This is a genomic window from Nostoc sp. LEGE 06077 (genome assembly GCF_015207705.1).
In the GTDB taxonomy this organism is placed as follows: domain Bacteria; phylum Cyanobacteriota; class Cyanobacteriia; order Cyanobacteriales; family Nostocaceae; genus Nostoc_B.
This window is the reverse complement of sequence record NZ_JADEWI010000044.1, coordinates 1-15,927: the sequence shown is the minus strand read 5'-3', so window position 1 is coordinate 15,927 and position 15,927 is coordinate 1. Positions and strand designations below refer to the sequence as shown.

General features: G+C 40.3%; 12 protein-coding genes, 1 other RNA gene and 1 pseudogene. 9 read left to right on the top strand and 5 right to left on the bottom strand.

The features are described 5' to 3' along the window. Positions 1 to 104 precede the first annotated feature (104 nt). The 7 genes from sppA (at position 105) to queF (ending at position 4,971) form a co-directional block, all read left to right on the top strand. The gene (sppA, locus tag IQ244_RS22935; protein ID WP_193898296.1) at positions 105 to 1,934 is read left to right on the top strand and encodes a signal peptide peptidase SppA; all 1,830 of its coding nucleotides are present in this window, start codon (positions 105 to 107) and stop codon (positions 1,932 to 1,934) included. A gap of 226 nt (positions 1,935 to 2,160) precedes the next feature. Then, positions 2,161 to 2,769 carry a PEP-CTERM sorting domain-containing protein gene (locus IQ244_RS22930; RefSeq protein ID WP_193898294.1) on the top strand — a complete coding sequence of 203 codons (609 nt, stop codon included), beginning with the start codon at positions 2,161 to 2,163 and terminating at the stop codon, positions 2,767 to 2,769. Positions 2,770 to 2,858: 89 nt separating this feature from the next. Beyond that, positions 2,859 to 3,125 carry a YciI family protein gene (locus IQ244_RS22925; RefSeq protein WP_193898292.1) on the top strand — a complete coding sequence of 89 codons (267 nt, stop codon included), beginning with the start codon at positions 2,859 to 2,861 and terminating at the stop codon, positions 3,123 to 3,125. A gap of 271 nt (positions 3,126 to 3,396) precedes the next feature. Then, an RNA gene (ffs, locus tag IQ244_RS22920) (signal recognition particle sRNA small type) lies at positions 3,397 to 3,493 on the top strand. A 26-nt stretch (positions 3,494 to 3,519) separates the two neighbouring features. Continuing rightward, a complete protein-coding gene (locus IQ244_RS22915; RefSeq protein ID WP_193898290.1) occupies positions 3,520 to 3,903 on the top strand; it encodes a phasin family protein in 384 nt (127 codons plus the stop codon). Positions 3,904 to 4,061: 158 nt separating this feature from the next. After that, positions 4,062 to 4,457 (top strand): hypothetical protein, encoded by a 396-nt coding sequence (locus IQ244_RS22910; RefSeq protein ID WP_193898288.1) that lies wholly within the window; start codon positions 4,062 to 4,064, stop codon positions 4,455 to 4,457. A gap of 115 nt (positions 4,458 to 4,572) precedes the next feature. Next, complete coding sequence (queF, locus tag IQ244_RS22905) at positions 4,573 to 4,971, top strand: preQ(1) synthase (RefSeq protein WP_193898286.1); 399 nt, start codon at positions 4,573 to 4,575, stop codon at positions 4,969 to 4,971. A 164-nt stretch (positions 4,972 to 5,135) separates the two neighbouring features. Here the strand turns inward: queF and IQ244_RS22900 are convergent, their stop codons facing one another. The 5 genes from IQ244_RS22900 to IQ244_RS22880 all read right to left on the bottom strand — a co-directional run bounded on the left by IQ244_RS22900 (position 5,136) and on the right by IQ244_RS22880 (position 12,461). Beyond that, entirely contained in the window at positions 5,136 to 6,641 is a 1,506-nt protein-coding gene (locus IQ244_RS22900; RefSeq protein ID WP_228059086.1) for a DUF4114 domain-containing protein, read from the bottom strand. A 1,006-nt stretch (positions 6,642 to 7,647) separates the two neighbouring features. Next, the gene (locus IQ244_RS22895; RefSeq protein WP_193898282.1) at positions 7,648 to 9,027 is read right to left on the bottom strand and encodes a cytochrome c biogenesis protein; all 1,380 of its coding nucleotides are present in this window, start codon (positions 9,025 to 9,027) and stop codon (positions 7,648 to 7,650) included. A 3-nt stretch (positions 9,028 to 9,030) separates the two neighbouring features. Beyond that, positions 9,031 to 9,771, bottom strand: a complete 741-nt coding sequence (locus tag IQ244_RS22890; protein ID WP_193898280.1) for a cytochrome c biogenesis protein CcdA — start codon at positions 9,769 to 9,771, stop codon at positions 9,031 to 9,033. 424 nt (positions 9,772 to 10,195) lie between these two features. After that, entirely contained in the window at positions 10,196 to 11,092 is an 897-nt protein-coding gene (locus IQ244_RS22885) for a succinate--CoA ligase subunit alpha (RefSeq protein ID WP_193898279.1), read from the bottom strand. A 142-nt stretch (positions 11,093 to 11,234) separates the two neighbouring features. Continuing rightward, complete coding sequence (locus tag IQ244_RS22880; RefSeq protein WP_193898278.1) at positions 11,235 to 12,461, bottom strand: succinate--CoA ligase subunit beta; 1,227 nt, start codon at positions 12,459 to 12,461, stop codon at positions 11,235 to 11,237. A 908-nt stretch (positions 12,462 to 13,369) separates the two neighbouring features. Here IQ244_RS22880 and IQ244_RS22875 point away from each other — a divergent pair. Both IQ244_RS22875 and IQ244_RS22870 read left to right on the top strand, forming a co-directional pair. Beyond that, positions 13,370 to 15,160: a hypothetical protein gene (locus IQ244_RS22875; RefSeq protein WP_193898277.1), complete on the top strand. Its 1,791-nt coding sequence runs from the start codon at positions 13,370 to 13,372 to the stop codon at positions 15,158 to 15,160. Between the two features lie 163 nt (positions 15,161 to 15,323). Further along, positions 15,324 to 15,800: pseudogene (locus IQ244_RS22870) on the top strand (cation:proton antiporter); the annotation flags it as partial. Positions 15,801 to 15,927 lie beyond the last annotated feature (127 nt).

The following is a 15,927-nucleotide window of genomic DNA, read 5'->3' as shown; positions in this document are numbered from 1 at the left end:
AGCTCACCAACAATCACTATTAACAAATAATTTCTTAATACTGAATGTCTCCAGATTTCTCTGGGGGGACAATCCAAAATCCAAAATCTAAAATTGCTTAACTAATGAATAATTTTCTCAAACAAACCGTTGCCAGTTTAATCGGCAGCTTACTAGGTCTATTTATTTTCTGTGGGATTGGGACTACAGGACTATTATTATTGCTATTTGCGATCGCTGGTTCTCAAGAGGTGAAACCAGTAGTTAAAGATAAGTCTGTAGTAGTTTTTGACTTATCGATGAATATTACCGATCGAGAACCTAGTGCGGGGGAAGAGTTACAAAAAACATTATCAGGTAACGACAAAGAACGAATCACACTCCGCAAAGTTCTGGATGTGATAGAAAAAGCCCGACAAGATCCGAAAATTGTCGGTATATATTTAGATGGAACAAATGGCGCAGGTAGTAACCTGGGCTTTGCTTCCCTCAAAGAAATTCGCAAAGCCTTAGAAGAATTTCGGGCGGCGGGGAAAAAAGTAGTCGCCTATGGTCAAGACTGGGGGAAGAAAGAATATTACCTCAGTTCCGTAGCTGATACCATTGCGCTCAATCCCTTGGGTGCAATAGAAATCAATGGTTTAAGCAGCCAACAGATGTTCTTAGCAGGCGCATTGCAGAAATTTGGTATTGGTGTGCAGGTTGTCAGAGTTGGTAAATTTAAAGGCGCAGTCGAACCATTTATTCTCAACAAACTGAGTCCAGAAAACCGCGAACAAACACAGAAATTGCTAGATGATGTGTGGAGTGAGTGGCGGACGACAGTAGGTGCAAGCCGGAAAATCAACCCGCAAAAATTGCAGGCGATCGCTGATGATCAAGCAATATTAGAAGCACCCGCAGCCAAAACTAATGGTCTAGTAGATCAAGTGGCATACCATGATCAAGTAGTTGCCGATTTAAAAAAACTCACAGATAGCGATCAAAACGATAAAACCTTCCGCCAAATTAATCTTCTAGAATACGCCCAATTCATCAAAAAATCCCTGAGTGCTGAACAGGACTCCAGCAAAAAAATCGCCGTAGTTTATGCCGAAGGTGAAATTGTCGATGGTAACGGTGATGATGAACAAGTAGGAGGCGATCGCTTTGCCAAAATCTTCAACAAAATCCGGCAAGATAAAAATATCAAAGCCGTTGTCTTAAGAATTAATAGTCCTGGTGGTAGTGCGACAGCCGCCGAAGTCATGCAGCGAGAAATCCGCTTAACCCATCAGGTAAAACCTGTAGTAGTATCTATGGGTGATGTGGCTGCCTCTGGAGGTTACTGGATTGCCAGTGATTCTAGCCGCATTTTTGCCGAACCGAATACAATTACTGGTTCCATAGGTGTATTTGGCATCCTCTTCAACGGTCAAAAACTAGCCAATGATAACGGCATCACTTGGGATGTCGTCAAAACAGCCAGCTATGCTGATACTCAAACTGTCTCTCGTGCCAAATCGCCCCAAGAACTAGCACTTTATCAGCGCAGTGTGAACCGTATTTACAATATGTTTCTCAATAAAGTTTCCCAAGGTCGGAAATTACCAGAACAAAAAGTCGCAGAAATTGCCCAAGGACGGGTTTGGTCTGGTGTAGCAGCTAAACAAATTGGTTTAGTAGACGAAATCGGTGGACTCAATGCTGCTGTCAAATACGCTGCCAAGCAAGCAAATTTAGGTAACGATTGGCAGTTACAAGAATATCCCAAAGAAAGCAGTTTAAACGAAATTTTGTTTGGCAAAGCTGAAGAAGCCAGTACAGCTTTAAAGATTCCGGGACAACAAGTCAAAGCCGCTAACCCTCTGACAGCAGAATTCCAAAAACTGCAACAAGAATTGGAAGTATTTCAAAGCATGAATGATCCTAACGGAATTTATGCTCGTTTACCGTTTAATTTAAAAATCGAGTAATTACTATACGGATAAACCAAGTATCTTTGATGTTAAACTGCCATTGGTTGAAGATTCCAATATCAATTAACCTACAAAGTTTTTGATGTCTAGCCATAAGCCTTTCGGGTGAAATATCTGCGTCATTCTCAGCGAAGCTATACAAAAAGCTTCAGCATTAGCCAGGGAACGATTCATCCCTTCGCAGCCAGGCTTTACAGCTACGCATCTACCCCCAACTATTTTTATGAAAAATCTAGCTCTACTATCTACTACAGCCTTGACTGTTTCGGGATTGGTTTTCGGAACCATGCAAGCTGTCTCTGCTGCCACTTTAAATTGGGAATGGAGTTATTTTGGTTCTGGTATAACAGCAAGCGGTAATTTCATTACTCATGACACTCCTGACAATTCTGGTTTTTACGAGATTTGGAAAATCAGTGGCACACGTAATAATCAAACAATTACTGGTTTGCAACCTACGGGGACTCCAATTCCTGGCAACGAACCTTTTAACGTGGACAATTTAATTAGTTTGAATAGCCAGCAGTTAACAGGTGACGGTTTTGGTTATTCCACATCATCAGGAAATTATGCTAGTCCGTTTTTTGCTAGTTTTTTGCCCACACCGAGTTATTTAGAGGTTTTTTCAGCACCGCCATTTGTGTCAGGGTCTGGAAATTTGGGAACAGAAGATAGTGAATTAGCCGTTGTTTTTTCAGCCAGAATTATCTCTATTCCCGAACCTACATCTATTTTGAGCTTACTTGCTGTCGGCACTTTCGGCGTAGTATCAGCACTTAAACGCCAGCAATCACTACAATTGACTAAACAGAAACACGCAAAAGCTTCGTAATATCGAAATAGAGACGTTGCTATGCCACGTCTCTCAAAAGCTTTATGCTGATGGAAGCTAGTTCTTGCTCCTATGAGGTTCGTAGCAAAATGCCGTGGTTTGTCAAGATAGAGTCTGGTCAAGTCGATAAAACCATTTTTGATCAATACGTACCCGCCCACAAAGCCTTCGTGCAAGATTTAATTGCCAAAGGGCATCAAGCTAAAACAGGCTATTGGGCAAAAATGGGCGGCGGGATGTTATTGTTTGAAGCCGCTTCTCTGGAGGAAGCCCAAGCCATAATAGCCCTTGACCCCTTAGTACAAAACGGTTGTGTCAACTACCAGCTTTACGAATGGAAAATTATTGTCGAGTAGGAAAAACTTACCGGTTTTTACTGTAAGATTTAATTAGACCTGGATCTATGCAGATGCAACACCTAAATCTTGTCAGAACCGGAAGGTGGCAGCAATACAGAATGCTTGTGGTAGGCGTAGTCTCCGGGTCACCCTATTTTTTAGATAGAAACCATTAATATTAGCAACCCCTGGTTTTGGATATCCGACTTTATCAAATACTAACCTGGCGAATAGAGAATAGTATTTGAATAGATCACACTTACTGACTTTTCGTGTTACTATTTTATTAGACCTGGATCTATGCGACTGCAACGCCTAAACCTTGTCAGAACCGGAAGGTGGCAGCAACACGGGATGCTTGTAGTAGGCGTAGTCTCCGGGTCGCCCTATTTTGTAGGAGCGATCAGCAGCGATGCCTGGTTTTGGAGATATTGTACAAAAAGCTTTTTACCTCGGTGTTGGCTTGGCTTCTTACGCAGGTGAGAAAGCAGGAGGGAAATTAGCCGAACTGCGATCGCAAGTCCAAAAACTGGCAGATGAAATGGTAGCGCGGGGCGAAATGAACACAGAAGAAGCCCGCCGCTTCGTCGAAGATATGATGACGCAAGCGCAACAGCCGCCAAGTCCTGCTGACACCGCAGAAAAAACAACACCTTCTGAACCTCGTCGCATCGAAATCCTAGAGGAAGATGAAGCGCCAACTGTAAAAGAGACAGCAACTGAAAATGTGGATGGCTTGCGTGACCAAGTACTAAAACTGCAAGAAGAGTTAAAAAAACTGCAACGCGATTCATAAACAGCAGGTTTAACCTTCCCACCCAGCGTAAATAGTACATAGGAGTTACTGCAAAACCCAAGAAATTGATCACATACATTGCCTAGAATGGATTAATGTACTGCAATTTTGGTGGTTCTTAGCATCCTAATTTTATAGCCAGTAAGAGCGTCAAATTTATGGAAGAATGGCAAAAAGATTTAATGGGAATCGTGGAAATAGTGGCTGAGGAAGTAGAAAACTTCTTTCAAGGAATGAATGACATGGTTGATAGCTTTTTTGACCTTACAGAAGAATTGACGGAACAAGTACAAAATAACATCGCCGCTGAAGTAGAACAATACTTAGAAGAGATATCTGCACCCTTCTTAGAAATGTATTGGGAACTAGAAGATATAGTTGCAGATACAGATCCTGGTTTTCCTTATTCAGTAGAACCTACACCCGACCAAAATTCGGCTTGCATAGGTTGTACAAACTACCACGGTCAAGTTTATAGTGGTAATTTATTAGTCTGTGCCATGCATCCCCACGGTTGGGATGATCATAACTGTCCTGACTGGGAACAAGAGTAGTACACAAGGCAAAGTTTGATCAGCTTTTAGCCTATTTTTAGATGGTAACTAGATTTAAGCGGCGCTGTACTATGGTTGAGGTAACAAATGACTAATGACAAAGGACTAAGGACTAATGACGCATGATACATCAGAAGTAAAGTATGGTGAACGCAATATTGCAGAAGGTAATTTAATTACCTTTCCTAATCCGCGAGTGGGCAGACGATATGATATCAACATAACTCTGCCAGAATTTACCTGTAAGTGTCCGTTTTCCGGCTATCCTGACTTTGCCACAATTCATATTACCTACATACCAAATGAACGGGTAGTAGAATTAAAAGCCCTCAAGCTTTACATTAACAGTTACCGCGATCGCTATATCTCCCACGAAGAATCTGCCAATCAAATTTTAGATGATATGGTTGCAGCTTGTGATCCGCTAGAAATTACCGTTAAAGCAGATTTTGCTCCCCGTGGAAACGTGCATACAGTTATTGAAGTACGGCACCAAAAAGCACCAGCAAATTAAACCCCTGACAGATAAATAACAACGCTTCTGTATTTATATCAAGCCATCATAGTAGTTTTGTTTTAAACCAGAATGTGACAAATACAGAATGTAAGGGTGCAATAACTTGCACCCTTACAGATAATTGAGATATTGCCAAGAAGATTCAAGAAATTTATCAGCTATTAACGACGACGACGGCGGCGTAACTTCAGCATTCCTAATGCACCTAAACCTAAAATTGGCAGTGTAGCGGAAGGTTCTGGTACAGCCGCTGTTTTGAAATTGTCTTTACCAAAGTCAACAACAAACATCGCATCGTTATAGTCTTTATCGCCACCGTTGCGTAAATCTTCAAAACCCATCATCAAGTAATTACCAATTTTCCATGCCATTAAGTGTTGTAAACCATCAGGGTTTAAAGACGCATCGGCACCATAAATATCGCCATTTTTCGGTGTTTGGCTATAGCCGTCAGCTTTGAGTAAGAAATTCAGCTGTGTACCAGCTTTGAAACTACCCAAATCTACAAAATCACCGCTATCCAATACACCATCTTTCTCTCCTATTTCGCACTTATTTCTAGTGCTGTTACAAGAGATATTTTCAAAAGCCACACCTTTATCGTATTTCTCACCTCTAATGGCTTCGTACGCTAATTGGTTTTTGTAGGTAGCGCCTTCATTGAGGAACCAAACACGCACGTTGTGTTTTTGTGTCAGAAATAGTTGAGTAAAGTCTACTTTTTGTGCCTGAACTTTATCTGCGGAGATAGCTACACGTTCTTTCTGCACTAAAGCTTGGAACTGGGGAAGTATAGATAGAAAATTTGTATCCTCTGATCTATCTTTGACAGTGAGTCGCTTCATTGTACTCCAGTCACTCGCTTTGTTAGCTGCTTCTTGCGCCTGTACAGAATACTTGGCTGCATTGTCCGCAGTTAATTTAGCTTGATTTCTCGAATCTTGTGCATCTTTAACCAAATTATCGGCATTTTCAGTGGTAGTTTTTGCTTGTTCACTGGCTTTATTTCTGGCTTGTTCAGCTGTAGTGCGCTTAGTTGTAGCGTCATTTAGCTTACTATTTGCAGAGTTACACTTGCCTGTGGCATCATTCAGTTTGGTAGTAGCAGTCGTAAACTGAGTTTTTGCTTCACTCCACTTGGTATTCGCAGTATTAAAACTTGTAGTAGCGTTATTAACAGCTTGTTGTGCTAAATTTTTTTGCGCCTGAGTCTTAGCCGCTGCTAGGGTAGCTTTTGCATCAGTTAAAGCCTTGTTAGCCGCATCATAGACTGTTTTTGTATCAGTTAAAGTCTTGTTAGCCGCATCATAGACTGTTTTTGTATCAGTTAAAGTCTTGTTAGCCGCATCATAGGCTGCTTTTGATGCTATATAATCTGCATCTGCTTTTTGAAATGTCTGTTCAGCAGAATTTAATACTTTGATAGAATCTTGTTTTAATTTTGTAGCAGATTGCGTAGTTTTTGTCAGTGTATCTTCTGCTTTTTTGAGTGCATCTACGCTTTCTTTCGCTTTTTTAGCAGCCAATGGCGCTTCTTTAATGGCTTCTTGGATAGTAGTGACTTTTGTAGATGTAGTATTGGTAGTTGTTGCACTTGCTGAAGCCATACCGGAAAATGTGCAAGTTAAAGTAGCAGCAGCAATCAGCCCAAAGTGAATTTTATTCATGTCTGTCCTAAATATTGATACGCAATTAACTAAGTTTTGATTTCTGTCCATCAAGTAATGGAATCTCAATCATTAACTTGATAAACATTGGAAAACACTGGTTGTAGTGGAGCTACTTTTTTTCGGGTAAGTCATTTGTACCCCAAGAATATTTATAACGTCTATAGTTAAAATGTGTTTTTGTTAACTCTTTATAAACGAATGTTATAAGAGTTCATAAATAACATAAATTGACGCTAAATGTAATTTTAAATAGGTGTTTTTTATCCATATCTAGTGGAAATACATATAATCTTAGCTGGCGGCCTTGAGAAAATAATTTTCATCTCAGTAGTAATGAAATTATCATATTAATTAATCAAAACAACAGTAAATAAAAGTCTATACCTCTGATACCAGAAGATTTTTTATAAAGTAGATATCAAATAAAAGCTTACTCTAGCCCCTGAAAAAAGGAATTGTGAAAAAAATACTAGAGTAAATACATCAAAATTTAGGAGTTAGGAAAAGTTTGTGAGGTTTTATGGTTTCTCCCAGTAGAGCAACTGGCATTCAGAATTCAGAATTAGGTTCTATCCTGAACCAGCTAATTTATGACAATTAAAATCAGGTAGGCAATGCTGAAAAGTCGCTTAAAACATGATTTCTACATTGTGGATATTGCCCAACCTATGGTTATTGAGAATGGTGCAAGATATAAGATCATCTCTCTGCCTAGATTTGAGAACTAAATTAGGTACTTCACTTAATTGAGGCCTGGTTTATATGTATTGGGTTAGAAAATAAGAGAAATATCTATAAGTTTGTCTAGATGAAAGCCTGAGAAACAAGTATTGGCTGGAGTTTTAAGGATTTTAAATATGGCTCTTCATGACAAAAAAACATAAAAACTGAATAATTACAGTGAAAATACAGAGAAAATCACTATATTTATTCAGCCTTTAAACTTAATGTGCTTGTTTATTAAGTGGAGAAGTCTTTAGTTAAGACAATAACAAGTTAACCTCTACCCCACTGTTGCTGTTGACGGTGAATTCAGCCCATCCAAAATTTCCAACACTTCTTTTTCAAAAGCAACTTGAGCGCGATTAGTTTTACCACCTACATACAAGCGATCGCCTTTTTGCAATGCCCAAATTTGCGAGTGGGAGAAGTAACTCATCACAACACCTGCCATCAAAATGGCGAACCCGCCATAAACAATTGGGATGCCTGGGTCGCGTTTGATTTGTAAGCCTGTGGCACCAATAATTTCTAATATTTTTAAGTTTGTACCGTTGACTTCGGTTGCCATACCAGAACGCACCGTAGTAATTAGCTGACCTTTGGAGTCATAAATTAACATCATGCCTTGCAGGTCTTTGGCGATTAAAGACACACCCTCACTCAAATCTGGTTTAGTCGGGAGCCAAGTTCCCCAAAGCCTTCCTTGTTGAGGACTAGTATTCAACGTCGCCATTGGCAGTTGGAATACAGGACTATTATTAAATTGGAACCGGACACCAGAGATTCCCCAATCGGCTTGATAGAAAGTTACGCCACGATAACGCAGAGGTTGGTTAACAAAAATTGTCTTGCGGTCAACTTCTTTCCCGTCATTATCTAAAACAGACATATCTGAATAAAATTGGTCAATACTACCAGAGGGCGTATAGTCAATCCAAAAACGATTAACACGCACCGACCAATCTTTTAAGTGTTTAGTATTTGCCCAAGGGCCAGCATTCAGGATATTTTGTACCTGAAATGTATCGCCACTAGCAATCCTTTCTTGGGCGGTAAATCCCGTCATTGACCCCCAAATCCCCCCCAAAAGAATCGTGACAATGCCAATATGCACGATTATTGGGCCAATCCGTCCAACTATTCCTTTCCGGGCATAGAGGACATTATCTTTGTCTTGAAAAATTTTATAACGACGGTTTTGCAATAATGGCGTGAGCGAATTTAAAGAAGTTGTATCTAATTCTGCACTTAAAGCTAATTTTTGGAATTGTCTGGGTTCTTCGTAATATTTCCAACGTTGAGCAGCTTTTAAGGCTGGTAATTGACGAGTGAAAGTACAAGCAGTCAGACTACTACCAAACAAGATGAGTAATGCGTTAAACCACCAAGTATGATATACACGGTTTAACCCAATGATTAAGATGACCTTCCAAGTCAGAAAACCAAACAAAGCCGGGTGTTCTGGGTAGTTAGTGCGATAAAAACTTACTGGCTGATCTTGTTCGATTACAGTACCACTAACACTGAACAGAGCAATGATTAAGAATAAGGCGATCGCCAATTTTAAGTTTGTCAGTACAGGTAAAACCTCCTGACGCATAAAGCGCCAAGGTGCTGACAACCAACTTGATTCTGTGGACGCTGAATTATCTAAAGTCATGAGTTACAAACTGCCAAAAGGAATGCGAGAAATTAATGAAAAGACACCAAATCCTACCAAAAGCGCCCCGCTGACTGGGTTAATCCAACCAGACCAACGACGCAATTCCAGCAGTTTTTTGATCGCAGCGGTAAAAGTACCCGCCAAAATTAATGGTGCAACATATCCCGCTGTATAAGAAATTAACAAAACAGCGCCTAAAATTAAGTCTTGTGTGCTGGCAACCCAAGTTAATAAACTGGCTAAAACAGGTGTGCTACAAGGAGAAGCCACTAAGCCAAAAGTTAAGCCGATAGAATAAGAACGTACTCCCGGCGGTAAATCTGAAGAAATCCAATTAGTCTCGCCCAAAGAAGGAAATTGTATGGGCAATGCTTCGAGTAGGTTCAACCCCATAATAATGGCGATGATACTCACAATAATTGGCAAACCCACTCCGATTTGTCCGTAGACTTTGCCGACTAAACCAGCTATGATGCCCATACCAGCCAGGGTAGTTGCTAATCCCAAGGCAAACCAAGTTGACTGGGCTGCTGCTTGCAGGCGACTTTTCGCTTCATAGCCGCCGATATAGCCAATAGTAATGGGTAGCATCGACAACATACAGGGAGTCAGGCTAGTGAGTAAGCCAGCCAGAAAAATAATGCCGACACTCAACAAACTCAGGTGTGTGAGTTGGTTAGCAACTAGGTTGTTGGCAAATTGTTCGAGTGTGTAAATTTGAGTTTGTAAAGTCTCCAACATAAGATATTTTTAATGGGGAAATGCTTGATATGCTTGAATTTTAGCTTACTTCCCTAGATAGAAGAAAAGGCAAAGGAGCAGCGGCAAGAAAACTTACTGTGGTATTTTTACCTTGCCTATCTCTATGTTTAATTAAAATTTTGTAGTCAAAGTCAGAAAGTAATTTTTGGCTACATCATCATAATTACGGGTATTTAAAAGTAAATGGGATCTATAACACTACAACTCCATACTTAATCATTTCCTATTTTTCCTGAAATGAAGCTGACTGTTTTGGAGATTTAAGATCAATTAAAGTTTTGCCGACTGAGTGAGTGGTGCGATCGCTATAGCAGTCGTCAGATATGTGAGGACAATTTGAAAGCTTGAATGCCAGGAATAATCAGACTTTTTTCCTGCCTTCTGCCTTCTGCCTCCTGGCATATCATCCAACAGTAAGGACTTTTAACTCATTTCTGACCAACTCAGGAATTAGGGAAGGACGGTCGGCTACAGGAACTTCTGCTTCTTTTAATGCTGCTAATTTACTTTGGGCTGTACCAAAATTAGGATCACGGCCAATAACTGCGGCTAAAGTGCCAGTTTGTTGCCAATTTTTGACTGGTGGGACTTGTCTACCTGCAATGTAAGCAATTACTGGTTTATCGATCGCCTCCGTAATATATCGCGCTGCGGCTTCTTCGCTACCACCACCGGGTTGACCAACTAACACAATCGCTTCTGTATTTTCATCTTCATCAAGAATTTGCAGCCATTGTAAAAACGATGAACCGACAATTGCATCGCTACCAATACTGACACTAATTGATTGTCCCAAACCAGCTTTGGTTAATTCCCTGGCGACTTCGTAGGTCAAGGTGCTGCTGCGGCTGACAATTCCTACTGAACCAGGGGTATAAAATTCGCTGGGCTGAGTGCCTAACAGAATTTTTCCGGGGACGATAATCCCTGGACTGTTCGGCCCGACTATCAAGGTTTCACAAGCTTCGGCTTTGCGGAGTAGTTGCACCATATCTAATGGTGGCATTCCTGCCGAGATAATGATAATTTGGCGGATGTTAGAGGCGATCGCTTCTAAAGCCGCATCTAATACTTGGTAAGGGTGAACACAAATAATTGTTGTGTCAATTGTGCCAAACTGCGCCACCACTTCTTCAACTAAATCGAAGACTGGTAAATCGTATTGTGTTTGTCCACCGCAACCAGGATTCACACCAGCAACTAAATTTGTCCCATAAGCTTTCATTTGCACAATATTAGTTGCTGAGATAAATTCACTGAAGCCTTGGATAATAACTTTACTCTCTGGTGTTAAGTTCATAAAAAGTGTGAAGTATGAAATTTGAAATATCTAGACGCGTAGCGGCTTGCCGCAGACTAGTATGAAGTATGAAAATTAAATTTCAGCCTACCCTACGGGAACGCCGAGAGCGAACAGAATTCACACTTCATCATTTTCAGTCCTAGCCTTTAACCTTGACAGATTGATAAGTGGCTGGTTTGGCTAGACGAACAGCTTGCGCTACCGCTACATCTAAATCTTCTACCAATACAAGTTCACCTTGGTTTTCTAAGGTGGCTAATAAATCTTTAGCCACATTAAATTCCGCACCAGCCAATCGGACAACCAAATGAGGCACAGACAACTCCCGACGACTGCGGCTGCTATGAGTGCGTTCAGGCTCACTATGATGATCTTGAATAAATTTGGCAATGACTTGGGCGACGGCTTCGGCTTGGGGAATACTACCGAGGAGGTTAATCAGAATAACTTGAATGCTTTTATCAGCAGCAAGGAGATTCAGACCTTTAGTGAGGCGATCGCCAAAACTTGTAGGTAAAGTATCCGTCAACAAACCATGTCGCAGATTCAGCGGATGGCTTGGTTTACCACCAAGACTGGCGACTAAATCAAAGGTCGCCATAATCGAACCTGCACCATTACCTAAAATTCCGATTTTCCCTTGGCTTTCTCCAGCATTCCCGTCTTTCAACCTGTTGTTATGTTTATTGTTGCTGTGACGGGTGCTAATTTTTGCGGCTAATTCGGCCAATTCTGGATGACGACCAATGGCTCGTTCGTTAATGCTGACTTTACCATTGAGTGCCATTACTTCATCCACTGCATTGACTGCGAGGGGATTAATTTCTATTAAATCTAAATCTTTTTGGATAAATAACTCATACATCTTTTCCACAACATTGCTGACCGACTGCATCAGCGCACCTTGCAGACCCATTTTTAAAGCTAGTCGCCGCGCATAAAAAGGAGAAAATTCTTGTTCCACCACCACATACTGTAATTTCTCTCCGGCTGATTCCCAATCAATATTTGCTTCTGTACAACCTAAAAGTACTGGTCGGCAAACAGCGGTATCTAAAACTACTGCTAAATAAAATTCTTGTTTGCTATCATATCTAGTTTCTGCCAATAAAACTTCTGGTAACTCGCCCCAAATTGGCAAATTAAAAATAGTTTGGGCTGCGGCGATCGCATCAATAGTTGTTTCAACAATCCTGACTCCACCAGCGTGAATCCTCTCGCCTGCATACACTTGAGATTTGAGGACAATTGGATAGCGAATTTTTAAGCGTTTGAGATCTGTCGGATGATCTATCCTTTGAGAAGGCAAGACAGGAATACCTATATTCCCAAACCATTCTTTAACTTGATATTCTAATAAATCCATTGTTATGCACCTTGTTTTGCCACTACCAAAAGTATTTTTGTGGTACCGTTGTTTATTTTTTACAGCAGCATAATTGCAGAATTAAGTCTAGTTCATCTGTATACATTTATTTTTGATGGATCAATTCTATCGAATTCAGCAAATGCCGCAAATGAATCTCTAGCATCAACCTATAGAACTAAATTTATATAATGTGATCAATCTGCTCAGTGAAATTGACAGCATATAACAAAATTAGGCGTTGTGTCAAAAACACTGGCTGAGTATTTTTTCATAAATTGAGCTATTTTTGTAACCAATACAACATTCAGACTTGACTTATCAACCGACGGCACTAATAGGGCGATCGCTGTTGCTGGTTCCTGATACTTGAGGCTGTTAACAAATAATTGAAGAGTGTGTTAAACATTAAGCACACAGTATTTATTTGGCACAAAAAACTATATTTAAAGGGGAAAATTTTATTATTCCCATTTTTTGATTTTTAATTACTTCTGTTCTCAAGATAATTTAGAAGTCAAGATACAAAATTAAGTATAAATTCTGTACTAATAGGGAATGAATACAAAGTGAAAGACCTTGCTAAATTGCCAATTTATTGGTCTAAAATTAGTCGCAGGGATAAATTACCTACTAATTAATTCTGATTGGTAAATTCTGACTGCTAGATTTTGATTCCAAGCCGAATTCGTAAATTCGCGCAGGTAAAAACAGATATTCATAAAAATACGAATAATCACTGATATTAGATTTCGCCAGAACAGTCAAAATCTATGTTAGAACGTTGGTCTATTTTATTTTTGGTTGTGGTTGGTTAAATTGTGCATCTGGATTCAAAAAACCCAAGCGACTCATTTATTTCGTTCAAAGATAAAAAAACAATTATAGATAATCAGCGGGAACGCTCTATGAAAGTAGCAGTCCAGCAGGAAGATTTACAGCTGTTAGCCAGAACTTTGCAAGAACAACTTCTGACACAAGTTCCATCGGGTAAAGTCTTCCAAATTAGGTGTGCTGTCAACAAAGACGAGTTGATGATTCTGATTCAACATCCAGCCGGTATGATAGTTGACATCGAACAAGTATTTGCAGTGCTTGAGGATACACTCCAGTCCCTACCAACCTACAGGGAGCAACGGATACAATGTTTTCTCAGACTGACCAGTGAAAAACTTCCCTATGCCAAGCGTTTAATCACTATTAAGCAAAAAGAAGAAGACTTGGGGATTTGGGAAATTGGGAATACAGAAGACTTTGGTGATTCTGCTTCATTTCCAGCCAGGGACTCATTTTCTGGGGCTACAAATATCAATTCGGCATTTATTGCAGAAATTTTAGAAGAGCCAGAAGCCGAAACACCTTATGATCCCCTAGAGGATGCACCAGATTTAAGTACAACTCATCGCAAACGTTTGTTAGTCGTCTCGCCGCTGTGGCTGGGTGCAGGTTTGCTAGTGATGATTGTTTTTGGGGTAGGTGGTTATTTACTAACTCGGCCTTGTGTGATGTTTGAGTGCAAAGAGATAGAAACTGCGGAGCAACTCAAAACGGAATCGAGACAAATGATGAATCGTGCTAAGTCAGAAAATGAATTAGTCAGAGTCAAACAACAACTAGAGACGACTAGCGCTGCATTGAATGTTATTCCTCATTGGTCTCCTCGTCACCAACAAGCCGAAGAACTCAAAACTAGCTTGGCTACACAGTCAGACAAAATTAACCAAGTGGTGACAGCTTTGCAAGCAGGTGCGGCGGCTGAACAAAAAGACCAAACAACCACAAGTAGTTTAGAGGAATTACAAGCGAGACAACACCTATGGCGACAAGCTATCGTTCCATTAGAGACAGTCAATCCCAATAGCGAACTTTATAATTTCATCCAGCCCAAATTACTGAAGTATCGAATTAATTTGCAAACTGTTAATAAGCAGTTACTTGCTCAAGAACAATGGCTGAAAAAACTGACAGCCGCTAAGGGGGTAGCTAGTGTAGCGATGAAGTGGCAAACTTCTGCTAAATCCTTAAGAGAATTGCAAAAGGTACAGTCTACTTGGCAAGTTGCAGTCAGCGCTTTGAGTATAATTCCTCAGACTAGTCCCGCTTATCCCCAAGCACAAAAGCTGTTAATTGAATATAGACCACAATTAGCTAGGTCACGCGATCGCGCTACCCTAGAACAATTAGCGGCGAAAAGCTACTTACAAGCACTTAGCATTGCTAAACAAGCCAAAGACTACGAAAAACTCAACCAATGGCAAGCCGCCGCCGCATATTGGGAACAAGCTGTACAAACAGCTAAAAATGTTTCCCAAGATAGCTTGTATTACACCCAAGCCCAAAGTTTAATTACACCTTATTCTGAAGGACTTAAGCAAGCGCAAGCCAAAGTCGAATTGATGAATACTTGGCAACAAACCCGCGTTGATTTAAATAAAACTTGTAATGCGGAAATTCGCATTTGCACTTTTACTTTAAATTACACCGGAATTATTGTTAAAACTACACCTGAATATGAACAAGCGATTCAAGGTGAGTTGTCAACAGCTAATCCGGAAAATCCAGATTCTACAACTAATACAAATAGTCACTGGCAAGTTTTGCAAGAAGCTCTCACCGTCATTAGTGAGAATGCTAACTTACCCATAGTGATCTATAATTCCCAAGGTCAAGAAATTTATGTCCGCACCTCTGGTGGTTGATTGAGTTACTTTTGCCAAGGAATAAAATTAGCAAATAAACACGATTTGGTAAAGTCTGTTAATCGTTTAGAACTAGGCCTTCAGTAGCCAATAATGTTGAGCAACTTCCTGGCGCGATCGCGGCTTATCATGATTAATGTCGTTTAATATTTTCAGTGTTTGAGTGAATGTTACCGAATTAGTCAATATTTCAATTATTCTCCTGCTTGTTGCCACTGGTGTAGCGCTACTATCACGTCGGTTACGAGTCCCTTATGTCACAGGTTTAGTGTTGGCTGGTCTACCCATCACTGAGTTATTGTCTCGTCGCATTGGTTTAGACCCATCCCTAGTTTTGAATCTTTTCCTGCCAATTCTCATCTTTGAAGCTGGCATCAATACAGATGTTAGTCGCCTACGCAGCACGTTTAAACCAATTGCCCTGTTGGCTGGGCCAGGAGCTGTGCTTTCCAGTGCGATTATTGCCATTCTCTTAAAATTTGTGCTGGGACTAACTTGGATACCTGCTTTATTTGTAGCAGTGATTTTAGCAAACACTGATACGGTTTCAATGATTGCTGTCTTTAAAGAAATACCAGTACCCTCTCGGCTTTCTACCATTGTTGAAGGAGAAACCCTGTTCAATGATGCAGCTGCCTTAAGAACTCTTGCATAAATATTTTCTGGTATAATGAAGGGTTATTTTCTTTTAGGTTAGAGAAGTTAAAATAGCCACAATTTACAAAGTTTCTAATATTAACTATTGCTGGAGAATCTTTACCTAAAAA